Here is a 12717-nt window from a genome sequence, read left to right on the forward strand (position 1 = left end):
GCGTGAAACGACGAACCGCCCCGGACCTGGAGGTCCGGGGCGGTTCGTCAATCTACGAAGAGTCTCCGCACAATCTGCGAAGACCTCGGGGTGGAGGTGGCGGGAATCGAACCCGCGTCCTTCGACGCATCACCAGGGCTTCTCCGAGCGCAGTCCGCAGTGCCTCTGCTCGACCCCGTCGATCATGCGGACAAGTCGACGTGACGGGCCCAGTCGCTGTGTGGTGTCCCACGCGCACCCGCGACCGGCGCGCGCGGTGAGTCATCTAGCTGATGCCAGGATCCGGGCCGATGACGAACCCGGGCTGACAGACTCGCCTAGCTGCTATCAGGCAGCGAGAGCGAAGTCGCGCTGATTGGAATCGGCGCTTGTGTGTTGTGCAACGGATCGTTAACGAGATGATCGTTGCCTTCCTCGGCTCGCTTCCCCTGGTCACCCGACCGAAGTCGAGACCATTCACCCCCTGTGCAGTTGTGCAGTCAGGGTAACGGGTCCCCGGCCCCCGGTGTTCCCTGTGTGCCGCCGGAGCCGGCGAGCGCCCTCCGCAGCCCGCTGGCCCGCACCACCTGGCGGCCGACCGCCGCCCGCACCGACTCCTCCGAACCGACGACCCGCACCCGGCGGCTGGCCCGGGTCACCGCCGTGTACAGCAGCTCGCGGGTCAGCAGCGGGGACGACGCGGGCGGCAGCAGGACGGCGACCTCCTCGAACTGGCTGCCCTGGCTGCGGTGCACCGTCAGCGCGTGCGCGGGGCTCACGGACGACAGCCGCGACAGCGGCACCAGCGCGGGGCCGCTGCCGCGGAGGAACGCCGCCCGCAGGCCGTCGGGGGTGCGGACGACGACGCCGGTGTCCCCGTTCCACAGCTGGTTCTCGTAGTCGTTGGCGGTGACCAGCACCGGAGCTCCCGGCAGCCACTCCCCCGGCGCCGCGCCGATCAGCCGGCCGACCCGCTCGTTCCACGTCGTCACCCCGGCCGGCCCGCGCTGGTGGGCGCAGAGCAGCCGGTGCCGGCCGAGCAGCGCCAGGCACTCCTCGGCGTCCCCGTCCTCGGCCGCGTCCCGCAGCTCCGCGGACACCGCCCGGATGCGCTCCTCGAGCGCCCCGGTGCCGGTGTCCAGCCTCAACTCCGCGCCGTCCGCGAGCAGCTCGAGCACGCGGTCGGCCTCACCCCGGCGCACGGCCTCGGCCAGCCCGGCGATACCGGGGCCGTAGCGCTGCGAGACGCGCAGCCGCACGACGCCGTTGCGCAGCTGCCGGAGCTCGTCGGCGTCGAGCTCGGCGGCGTCGGGGAGCACGCCGTCGGGCCCGTCGCCCGCGGGTGCCGGCCGGTGCACCAGGTCGCTGAGCACCGCGCCGGCGTCGACCGGCGTGAGCTGGTCGGGGTCGCCGACCAGGACCAGCCGCGCGGTGGGCCGGAGCGCCTCGAGCAGCCGGCTCATCATCGTGAGCGAGACCATCGAGGACTCGTCGACCACGACGACGTCGTAGGGCAGGTGGTTGCCGGCGTCGTGCCGGAACCTGCTGCGGCTGTCCGGCCGCCACCCGAGCAGCCGGTGCAGCGTGGAGGCGGTGAGGTCGACCGGCAGCCCGACCGCGGCGGCCTGCTCGAGCACCGACTCCTGCAGCCGGGCGGCCGCCTTGCCGGTGGGTGCGGCGAGCGCGATGCGCGGCGGCGGGCCGGGCTGGTCCAGCAGCACCTTGAGCAGCCGCGCGACCGTGTGCGTCTTGCCCGTGCCCGGGCCGCCGGTGATGACGCTGACCCAGCGCCCCGCAGCGACCGCCGTGGCCAGCCGCTGCAGGTCCGGCGCCTCGCCCGGGAAGAGCGCGCCCAGGGCGGAGAGGTCGACCGGGGGCGCCGGTCGCGCGGCGCGCTCGTCGAGCTCGCGGCGCACCGCCTGCTCCTGCTGCCAGTAGCGGTCGAGGTAGAGCAGGCCGTCGACCAGCCGCAGCGGGCGCCACGGTGCCTCGACGCCCACGGCGACGACCGGGCTGTCCTGCAGCGCGCTCCAGTCGTCGGGCCAGTCCAGCTCGACCGGCGGCGCGTCCTCGTCGGGCACCACCGAGCCGGCCACGGTGGCCAGCTCCACGCACACCGACCCGGCGCGCACCCCGCGCACCGCCAGCGCCGCGGCCAGCAGGACCGGCTCGCGGTCCTCACCGCCGAGCCGGGCCAGCCGCAACGCGACGTGCACGTCGGCGGCGGCCAGGACGCCGGCCTCGGTGAACTCGCGGAGCAGGCCCTCCGCCCGCACCGGGATCACGGCCGACCCGCCAGCAGGTCGGACAGCTCGGCGACCAGGCCGGGCGGCGGGGTCCACGCGAAGACCCCGGCCCCGGCCGGGGTCTGCGGACCGGCCATTCCCCGGACGAACAGGTACAGCACCGGCCCGATGTGCTGCTCGGGGTCGTAGCCGGGCAACCGCCAGCGCAGGTAGCGGTGCAGGGCGACGCAGTACAGCAGCGCCTGCAGGACGTAGTGGGTGCGGCGCATCTCCTCGGCCATCGCCTCGGGCCGGTAGTCCCAGGTGGTCAGCGGCTCGGTGCCGAGGCGGTTGGTCTTGTAGTCCACGACCGCGAACACCGGCCCGGGCAGCCGCAGCACCGCGTCGATGCTGCCGGTGAGGAAGCCGCGCAGCGCCTGCGGCTCCAGGTGCGCCATCAGGTCGGGGTAACCGGCCAGCGCGCCCAGCTCGTACCGCCGGAGCAGGTCCACGACGTCGGCGAGCGTGGCGTGCGGGACCGCGGCGTCACCACCGGCCAGCGGCAGCTCGAAGTCCAGCTCGGCCAGCCGGTCGCCCGCCGGCACCGTGGCCAGCGTCGTCCCGCGCGCATCCAGCGGCGTGTGCAGCACCGGGCGCAGCCCGTCGGCCAGCGCCTCGGCGGTCACCCCGGGCACGAGCTGGCGGGCCACCTCGTCGGCGCACCGCTGGTCCAGGGCGGCAGGGTCGAGGTCCTCCAGGACCGCGTGCACCAGGGTGCCGAAGGCGGCACCACCGGGCAGCTCGCTCAGCGGCGAGGGCTGCGCGTCCGGGGGCGGCTCCGCCGGCGCCTCCGTCGCCGCGGCGTCGGAGTCCTGCTCGTCGTCCTTGACCGGCGCGTCCGGCTCGCTGGCCAGGTGCTGCTCGTGGGCGGCGTCGTGCGCCGCGCGGGTGAGCGCGCTGTAGGAGGTCCGGCGCCACTCCTCGTCGAGCACGCGGGTGAACGCGCTGACCTGCAGCTCGGGCGCCGGCGAGCCCGGCGGCTCCCACCGCGGCAGCGGGCGGCGGCCTACCTCGGCGACCTCGATGCTCCCGGCCGACCGGGCGGCCAGCGCGGCGAGCGCCGACGCCGCGTCGTCGTCCTCCGGCGGCTGCACCCGTGCCGCCGGCTCCGCACCAGGGCCGGCGGCGCCGAAGAGCAGCCGGTTCAGCGGCGCCGAGGCGGTGTTGCCGCTCGGGGCCCAGTGCGCGACGACCTGGCAGCGGGCCCGGGTGAGCGCCACGTAGAGCAGCCGGAGGTCCTCGCCGGACTCCTCGGCCGCGTGCCTGCGGAAGGACTCGGCGTACCCGCTGCTCCCCGGCCCGCCGACGTCGAGCACCCGCCGGCCGGCGTCGTCGTGCAACCGCAGCACCGCAGGGGTGTCGGGCATCCACCGGTCCCAGCCGAAGGGCACGTAGACGACGGGGAACTCCAGGCCCTTGCTGACGTGCACGGTCATGACCTGCACCGCCGCGGCGTCGGACTCCAGCCGGCGGCTGCGCTCGTCGGCGCCCTCGACGGCGGCCTGCGCGATCCGGCGGCGCAGCCACTCCACCAGCGCGGTGAGCCCCAGCGACTCGCGCTGCGCCGCCGCGTGCAGCACCTGGCCGACGTGCCGCAGGTCGGTGAGCACCCGCTCGCCGTCCGGCCGGCCGAGCACCCGCTCGGGGAGCCCCTCCTCGGCGGTGAGCACCTCGAGGAAGGCGGCCACGCCGCGGTCGGCGAGCAGGTCGGCCCACTGCCGCAGCCGCTGACCGAGGACGTCGGCGAGCTCGTCCCCGGACTCGTCGAGGCTCGCCTCGTCGTGCCCCAGGAAGACCGACAGCGCCGCGGAGCGCACCCGCCCGGCGCGGTGCGGCTGCTCCATCGCCTCGAGCAGCCGCAGCCAGGACTGCGCGCTCGGCGTCGCGAAGACGCTGCCCCCGCCGGCGAAGACCGCCGGCACACCCGCCCGGCCGAGGGTCTCGCGCACCAGCGCGCCCTGCGCGTTGGTGCGGACCAGGACGGCGATGTCGCCGGGCGCCACCGGGCGGCCCCCGAACTCGGCACCGCCGGACAGCAGGTCGACGACGTCCGCGGCGACGTCGCACGCCACCGCCTCGCGCAGCGGCGCCACTCCCGGCACCCCGCGCCACCGGCGCCCGTACCCGGTGCGCCCGAGCCGGCGCAACCGCAGCGGCGCGCCCGCGCCGGTCAGCCGCGGCTCCGGGTGGGCGGCGCCGACCGGGCGGACGACGATCCGCTCGTGGCCGAGCGCGGCGCCCCCGAACACGTGCTCCAGCGCCCCGAGCAGCGCGGCGTCGCTGCGCCAGTTGGTGCCGAGCGTCGCCTCGGTGGTCGCCTCGGCCGCCGCGGCCAGGTAGGTGGCCACGTCGCCGCCGCGGAAGGCGTAGATCGCCTGCTTCGGGTCGCCGATGAGCACGAGCGCGGTGCGGTCGTGGAACGCCCGGCGCAGGATCTCCCACTGCACCGGGTCGGTGTCCTGGAACTCGTCGACCATGACCACGCGGTACCGGGAGGAGATCCGGTCGCAGGCCACCGGCCCGGAGTGCGGGTCGGCCAGCGCGTCGCGGAGCAGGGACAGCCAGTCGTCGTAGTCGACCAGCCCGAGCAGGCGCTTGCGCCGCTCGACCTCGCGCCGCACGGCCGCGGCCGCCCGTCGGCGACGCCCGGGCAGGCCCTCGTCGGCCTGCGGCTCCAGCTCGGCCTGCCGGTCGCTGCCCACCGCTCTGCGGCCCAGCTCCAGCAGCTCGGCGTGGGTGAGGAACGGGACCTGCTCGGCGTGGGCGAAGGTGCGCACGTAGAGGTCGTCGACCACCTCCCGCACCAGGTCGTCGATGTCCTCCACGAACTCGGCCGTGGGATCGGCGTCGGCCACCATCCCGAGGCCGGCGAGCATCTGCGAGCAGAACGAGTGCGTGGTGGCGATCGTCGCCTCGTCGAAGGCGGCCAGGGCCCGCGCCAACCGGTCCCGCCGGTGCCCCACCTCCTCGTCGGACCCGTCGGCGAGCAGCTGCAGCACCGGGTCGCCCTCGTCCGCGCGGGCAGCGGCGGGGTCGCGGAGCCCGCGCTCGGCGGAGACCAGCCGCTCGCGGACGCGGTCGCGCAGCTCGCGGGAGGCCGCGTTGCCGAAGGTGACCAGCATGATCTGCGAGAGGTCGGCCGCGCCCTCGGCGACGTAGCGCGCGGTGAGCGCGGCGATGGTGAACGTCTTGCCGGTGCCGGCGCTGGCCTCGAGCACGGTCGTGCCGGTGGGCAGGTCGCCGCAGACGTCGAAGGCGTTCACGAGAACTGCTCCGCCGCGCGGACCGGCGTCCAGAACCGGCAGGCGAGCGCACCGAAGCGGGTGGTCTCGCCGGCCCACGCCTCGCCGTCGCCGGGGGCGGCGGCGACGAGCTGGTCGAAGGCCGGCCGCTCCCCCCACACGAACCGGTGCGAGCGGTCCTCGTGCTCGCCGCCGCCGTCGCGCTGCCACTCCTTGCGCGCGCCGTCGAGGGCGCGGTCGGCGTCCTGCCCCTCCAGCCGGGCGCCCGCGTAGGCCCACGAGGTCTTGACCGCGAGGGGCAGCGGCTCGCACATCCCGCGGTCGTACAGGTCCAGCAGGTCGGCCAGCACCGACCGCGCACCGGCCGGTGCGGTGATCGTGGACGTCCGAGCGCGGTCGCCCCGCCGGCCCACCGTCACCGCCCGCCCCTGGCCCTCGGTGGCCGCCAGCGCCAGCGCGAGCACCCAGGCCCGCGCGCGGTGCTTCGCCGCCAGGCTCGAGTAGGTGACGCCGACGACGGCGCCGTCCCGCACCCCGTTCACCGTGCCCTGCAGCTCCCGGCCTCCCAGGTCGAGGCGGACGTCGACCGTGCGCGCCGGCCCGGCGACCAGCGGCCGCCCGGCAGCGACGAGCGCGTCCACCCGCGTGCCGACCCGCCGCAGCACCTGCGCGCCCAGCCCGCGCGGCGGGAGGGTGCCGCGGAGCCACTCGGCGTGCTGGGCGTCCTCGGTCGCGGTGCCGCGCAGCCCCGCCTCGAGCAGCCGCTCCCCCACGGCCCACTCCTGCAGCGGGTCGAGCGTGGCGGCGACGGCGTCGGCGACCTCGTCGTCCTCACCGGGCAGCGTGATGCCCAGCCGCTGCCGCAGGAACGCCCGGACCGGGTGCTCGACGAAGGCGACGAGGTCCTCCAGCGCCACCGGTCCGGTGCGCGGGCCCAGCGGCCGGCGCTGCGCCGGTGCGGTCCGCGGGCGCAGCGAGCGGCGGGCGCCCGCGAGCCCCACCGGGTCGAAGCTCGCCGGCGGCGCACCGGCGAACGAGCGCACGTCGTAGGGCTGCAGCGGGTGCCGGACGACGAGCTCCGACCGGGCGCCCGGCACCATCACCTCCAGCACGTCCAGCAGCTCGCCGAGCGGCACGGCGGGCGGCCGGGGAGCACCGCTGACGGGGTCGGCGCCGGTGAAGAGCACCACCACCCGCTCGCCGGCGGCCATGACCGCGTCGAGCAGCAGCTGACGGTCCTCGCCGCGCACGTCGCGCTCCCCGACGCAGGGGTCGCGCGCCAGCACGTCGTCGCCGTCCATGCCGGCCGAGCGGGGGAAGACGCCGTCGTCCAGGCCGAGCAGGACCACGACGCGGTGCGGCACCGAGCGCATCGGCACCAGGGTGCAGACGGTGAGGTTCCCGGTGCGGAAGTTCGCGCGGGTGGGGCGGCCGCGGAGCCGGTCGGCCAGCATCGCGCGGACGTCGGCCAGCCGCACCGGGCAGACGCCGCCCTCCCCCGCCTCGGCGAGCTCCCGCCGGGCCTGCGCCAGCTGCCAGGCGTCGGCCGGGTCGGTGTCGGTGAGCAGCTCGAGCGCGCCGGCCAGCGCGTCCACCCAGTGCCCGACGGGGTGCTCGCCGGTCAGCGCGGAGAGCACGCCGTCGAGCCGGTCCAGCAGCTCGGCGAGCCGGCCGGCGAGGTCGATGTCGCTGCTGTCCACGTCGTCCAGCGGCAGCGCGCGGTCGAGCCACACCGGCTCGTCCTCCGACGTCGTGACCCCGAGCAGCACCCGGTCCAGCCCGGCCTGCCAGGTGTTCTGCGGGACGTGCTCCAGCTCGTAGGGGCGCCGGGTGGTGGCGTCGACGCCCCAGCGGACACCGGAGCGTGCGACCCAGTCGCGGACGCGCTCCAGCTCCTCGTCGGTGAAGCCGAAGCGACGCCGCACGGCCGGGGTGGCCGCGAGGTCGAGCACCTGGCTGGCGGTGACCCGGCTCTGCGCCAGGTCCAGCAGCGCGGCGACGGTGTCGAGCAGCGGGTTGGTGCGCCGCAGGCTCCGGTCGGCCAGCCGCACCCGCAACGCGCCCCCGGGGTGCGGCAACCCCGGGCCCAGGCCGAAGGCGGCGGAGATCAGCGGTGCGAACGTCTCGACGTCCGGGCACATCACCAGCACGTCGCGCGGCTCGAGGGTCGGGTCGTCCTCGAACAGCCGGAGCAGCAGCTCGCGCAGCACCTCCACCTGCCGGGCCGGCCCGTGGCAGGCGTGCACCTGCACCGTGTCGTCGAGGGCGGCGGAGCCGGGGGCGGCGTCGTCGCGGAGATCGGCCTGCAACCGCCCGAGCAACGTCGCGGGGCGCGGCTCGTCCCCGTGGTGCTCGTCGGCGTGCGGGGGCAGCCGCAGCTGGAGCTCGCGGACGTCGCGGGCCAGGCTGCGCAGCAGCGGGTGCCGCGGCAGCGTGGCGCTGCCGTCCTCGCGGCGGCGGCCGGCGGTGCGCCCGGCGAGGCGCTCCCACAGCACGGGGCTGGGGTGCGGCAACCACAGGTGCACGTCGCGGTCCGCGGCCAGCGCATCGAGCACCGCCAGCGCGTCGGCGTGCAGGCGGGTGGGACCGAAGACGCTGATCCGCTCGGGCAGCGCCGACAGCGACGGGTCGCCGCGGAGCGCGGCGCAGTCGGCCTCCAGCCGCTCGGCTGGGCTGGGACCCAGCCGGTCGCGCAGCCGCCGCCACAGCTCGGCCTGCCAGGCCAGGTCCGCGGGCAGGGCGTCGTGCCCGTCGGTGTCCCGGCCCTGCGCCCAGTCGCGCAGCATCTGCGGGCGGTGCGCTCCGTAGGAGCGGAACAGCCCGGCCAGCCGCGCCGCCGCGGCCCAGCGGCGGCCCCGGCGGTGGTCGTCCGCGCCCGCGCCGAGGTGCCGGCCGAGCACCGCGCACCACGGCTCGCCGGCGCAGGCGTCGATCACCTCGAGCAGCGGCCAGACCGGGTCCGCCCACGGGTCGTCGCGGAACTCGGTGCCCCGGGCCGCGGCCAGCGCCTCGTCCACCAGCCGGCCCGCCGACGGGAAGACGACGCCCGAGCAGATGCCGTCGCCCGCCGCGCCCGCGCCGAGCGCCGTCGACAGCCGCTGGGCCAGCCACCGCTCCACGCCCTTCGCCGGGACGGCGACGACCTCGGAGGCGAACGGGTCGGCCAGCGGCGTCGCCAGCACGCGCGCCAGGCCGTCGGCCAGGCGCGCGGTCCGTTCGGCTCGGTGGACGTGCAGCACCCCGCCTGTCTACCGGACAGGACCGACAGGACCGGTCAGCGCCGATCGGGGGTTCAGATCCAGCCGCGCCGCTTGAACACCGCGTACAGCGCGAGGCTGACCCCCGCCATCGCGACCAGCGCGAACGGGTACCCGAACGACCAGTGCAGCTCCGGCATGTCGTCGAAGTTCATCCCGTAGACGGTGCCCACGAGGGTGGGTGCGAACAGGATGGCCGCCCACGCCGAGATCTTCTTGACCTCCTCGCCCTGCGCGATCGAGGCCTCGGTGAGCTCGCGGATCTCCTCGTTCTGCCGCTGCGCCACCAGCGTCGCGTTGACGGTGAGGATGTCGCGCAGCTGCAGCCGGAACGCCTCCACCCGCTCGATGACCTGCACCACGTGGTCGGCGACGTCGCGCAGGTAGCCGCGCAGCTCCTCGTCCACGCCGTACTTGTCGAAGCCGGCGGTCAGCGCGGCGAGGATGCCGGTGAGCGGCTGCGCGGCCCGCTGGAACTCCAGCACCTCCTGCGACAGCTCGTAGATGCGCCGGGAGACCCCGGGGTCGCCGCGGAAGACCTCGGTCTCGATCTCGTCGATGTCGGTGGCCAGGCCGTCGACGACCGGCCGGTATCCGTCGACGACGGCGTCCAGCGTCGCGTACAGCACCGCCTCGCTGCCGCGGGCCAGCAGCGCCGGCTCGCTCTCCAGGCGACGGCGCACGCGGGAGAGGTCCGGCGACTCGCTGTGCCGCACGGTGATCGCGAAGTCCGCGCCGAGGAAGAGGTGCAGCTCGCCGAACTCGACCTCCTCGGCCGCGTCCTCGTACCGCGCCGCCTTGAGGACGACGAACAGCGTGCTCCCGTAGCGCTCGAGCTTGGGCCGCTGGTGGGCCTTGATCGCGTCCTCGACCGCCAGCTCCGGCAGGTCGAACAGCTCGGCGAGCTCGCCCAGCTCCTGCGGCTCGGGCCGGTAGAGCCCCAGCCAGACCAGCCGCTCCTCGCCGAGGTCGAGCTCGGCGCGGCTGCCGGCGGCGGAGTCCGGCGTCGCCACCCGGCGCCCGCCGGAGTAGACGGCGTTGTCGACGACGCGCGAGGTGCTCGCGTGCGGTGCCGCCCCCTGCTGCGGCGCGGGGGCGAGGCGGATCTCCGGCCGGGGACGGCGGGTGAGGGTGCTGAGCGCGCTCAGCGGCGCGCGGCGGCGCTCGGTCATGACGGACTCCGGGGACGGCGGGAGGACGAGGGACGCGTGGGCCCCCTGCGCCGCCGTCTGTCAGCGGCCGGGGACCCCGGGACCGGTACTCGGGGGTTCGCTGCGCATGCGCTCGCCTCCGTCCTCCTCGGGGCCGGCGTCCGTCAGCCGGCCGTCGTCCATGGTGTCACGCTGCGCCGGATCCGCGTCGCCCCAGCGGGTGAACAGCCCACGACGGTCAGCCGACGCTGCCGAGCACCAGGTCGACCATCACCGGGAGCAGGATCACGATCAGCAGCGCACCGAGGACGTCGAAGGAGATGCCGCTGCGGATCATCTTGGTGATGGGCACGACGCCCGAGCCGTACGCGATCGCGTTCTGCGGCGTCGACACCGGGAGCATGAAGCCGAACGAGGCGGCGAAGGTCGCGGCCAGCGCCGGCACGAACGGGTTGATGCCCGCGGCCATGGCCACCGGGATGATGATCGGCACGACGACGGCGGCCGAGGCCGTGTTGCTCGTCGTCTCGCTGATGATGATCGCGAGGATCACGGCGAAGACCGTGATGGCGAAGGTGCTGCTGAGGCCCAGGTTGTCCGCCGAGGCGTTCCCGATGGTCTCGGCCAGGCCGGTGCTGGCCAGCAGCGAGCCGAAGATGATCCCGGTGCCGAACAGCAGGATCGTGCCCCAGTCGATCTTGGCGGCGTCGCTCCAGTTGAGCGTGAACTCCCGCGCCCTCCAGTCCGTCGGCAGCAGGAACAGCAGCGAGGCACCGAGGACGGCGATGATGCCCTCGTCCATCCGGTCGCTGATGGTCGTGTAGAGGTCGGACTCGGTGCCCGCGGTGAGCGCGATGACGCCCGGGAAGATCCAGCAGGCGACGGTCACGCCGAAGGCGATCAGCGTGTTGCGCTCGGCCCGCGAGAACTTCCCGAGCTCGCCCCGCTCCTGCTGCACGTACTCGCTGACGCCCTCGATCCGCCGGATCTCGGGCTTGTTCAACAGCAGCAGGACGACGGCGAGGGCGACGAACATCAGCGCGCAGATGGGCAGCGCCATGAGCATCCAGTCGAGGAAACCGATCCGCTCGCCGGTCGCCTCCTCGATCAGGCCGCGGCCGATCAGGTTCGGCGGGGTGCCCACCGGGGTGATGAGCCCGCCCACGCTGGCCCCGTAGGCCAGCATCAGCATGAGCGCCGCACCCACGCGCAGCCGCAGCGGGTCGAAGTCGGGCTTGACCAGCTCCTTGTCCTGCAGCAGCTTGGCGATCACCGAGAGGATGCCCAGCGCCGTCGGCAGCAGCATCGCGACGGTGGCGGTGTTGGACACGAACGCCGAGAGCAGCGCGGTGATCGCGCCGAAGGCGATGACCACCCGGTAGGTCGAGGTGCCGACCCACTTCAGGGACAGCACGAACATCGCGAAGCGCCGCGCGAGGCCGTGCTTGAGCATCGCCATCGCGAGGATGAAGGCCCCGATGAAGGTGAAGACCGTCGTCGAGCCGAACGGGGCCAGCGCGTCGTCGGCCGGCACGACACCCATGGTCACGATCGCGCCGATGCCGATCAGCCCGCCGACCGGGATCGGCACCGGCTCGGTGATCCACAGGACGATGACGCCCAGCAGGATCGCCGCGAGCAGGTGCTGGTCGCGCGGGAGGTCGAACGGGATGAGGGCGAAGACGATCGTGACGACCGGCGCCAGGAACAGGCCGACGGTGCGCCGGCCCTTCTCGAACCGCTCCTCGGCAGGGCTGAGCTCCTGCTCCCCCAGGCTCCGGTAGGTCGCGCTGCCGCGGAACGCGGCGTCGACGTCGGTGCGCTGGACCTGCGGCCGCTCCGTTGCGGTCATGACGCCTCCCGGGTCTGAGATCCTCCTGACCCTAGGGAGCGCGGCCGCCGACGGCGACCCGGGGAATCAGCCCCTGGCCAGGCCGGATGCGCTCAGCGCGCCGTTGGCGACCAGCTGCCGGGAGAACCCCTTGGCGAGCTCCACGACCCGGGCCGTGCGCTCGGGGCCGAGCAGCAGCCAGGGGTCGGCGGACAGCGCGTCGGTGTGCACCTCGAGCCGCGCCCGCAGCTCGACGCCCTCCTCGGTGAGGCCGGCGTCGTCGACCAGCCCGCGGTCGGCCAGCGCCTGGACGGCGGCGGTCCACTCCTCCTCGCTCCACCCGCGGGTGGCCTTGGCCGCCTCCGGGGTGAAGCCGCGGCCCATGGCCGTGTGGGTCACCAGCGCCTCGATGCCGGACAGGCCCGAGTGCAGCAGCGCGGCGACGTGCCCGTCCCCGCGGTGCTCGCGCAGCAGGGTGGCCCCGTGCCACAGGACCAGCAGCGGCTCCTCCGGCCAGGGCAGGTCCGCGTGGCCCGCGTAGAGCGCGCGCCCCTCGGGGCTCAGCGCCGTGCACGCCTCGCGGAGCAGCTCCCCCAGCTCGCCGACCTCCGGGGCGGACGCCATGTCGCCGAGCAGCCGGGTGAGGGAGGCGCGGGCGGCGTCGAGGCGGGCGGCGAGCACCTGCTCGGGGGTCGCCAGCTCCCAGGCCGCCGGGATCGTGCGCGCCACGAGGGCCGGCGAGAAGTTGTAGAAGGTGCCGGTCACCGCGCCGGCGCCGACCGCGCCCATCGCCGCCGAGCGGCCGGCGAAGTAGCACATCCGGCCCGGGCGCAGCCCCACCGCGGTCAGGTGCTGCTCGGTCTCCGGGGCGAAGTAGACGTGCGAGTGCACCAGCTCGATCGCTCGGTGCGCCCGCGCGATCTGCCGCGGGTCGAGGACGTCGGTGGACGGATCAGCGCTGACCATGCGCGC

At 75.4% G+C, this 12717-nt stretch carries 6 protein-coding genes and 1 other RNA gene; all 7 read right to left on the reverse strand.

The genetic code is table 11. From position 1 onward, the window contains the following. Nucleotides 1–88: 88 nt before the first annotated feature. Nucleotides 89–464: a transfer-messenger RNA gene (gene ssrA / locus ACI79H_RS00075) on the reverse strand. Between the two features lie 15 nt (nt 465–479). Continuing rightward, on the reverse strand, nt 480–2264 hold the full coding sequence (recD, locus tag ACI79H_RS00080; protein WP_456552325.1) for an exodeoxyribonuclease V subunit alpha: 1785 nt from the start codon (nt 2262–2264) through the stop codon (nt 480–482). Beyond that, nucleotides 2261–5527 carry a UvrD-helicase domain-containing protein gene (locus tag ACI79H_RS00085; RefSeq protein ID WP_456552326.1) on the reverse strand — a complete coding sequence of 1089 codons (3267 nt, stop codon included), beginning with the start codon at nt 5525–5527 and terminating at the stop codon, nt 2261–2263. The genes recD and ACI79H_RS00085 overlap by 4 nt, the downstream gene beginning before the upstream one ends. After that, nucleotides 5524–8745, reverse strand: a complete 3222-nt coding sequence (gene recC, locus ACI79H_RS00090; protein WP_456552327.1) for an exodeoxyribonuclease V subunit gamma — start codon at nt 8743–8745, stop codon at nt 5524–5526. Before recC ends, ACI79H_RS00085 begins: the two co-directional genes overlap by 4 nt. A gap of 53 nt (nt 8746–8798) precedes the next feature. Continuing rightward, nucleotides 8799–9935: a magnesium and cobalt transport protein CorA gene (locus tag ACI79H_RS00095; RefSeq protein WP_456552328.1), complete on the reverse strand. Its 1137-nt coding sequence runs from the start codon at nt 9933–9935 to the stop codon at nt 8799–8801. A gap of 217 nt (nt 9936–10152) precedes the next feature. Further along, nucleotides 10153–11766 (reverse strand): SLC13 family permease, encoded by a 1614-nt coding sequence (locus tag ACI79H_RS00100; protein WP_456552329.1) that lies wholly within the window; start codon nt 11764–11766, stop codon nt 10153–10155. Between the two features lie 66 nt (nt 11767–11832). Next, on the reverse strand, nt 11833–12711 hold the full coding sequence (locus ACI79H_RS00105; protein ID WP_456552330.1) for an SCO6745 family protein: 879 nt from the start codon (nt 12709–12711) through the stop codon (nt 11833–11835). Nucleotides 12712–12717 lie beyond the last annotated feature (6 nt).

This window comes from Blastococcus sp. SYSU D01042 (assembly GCF_054050515.1).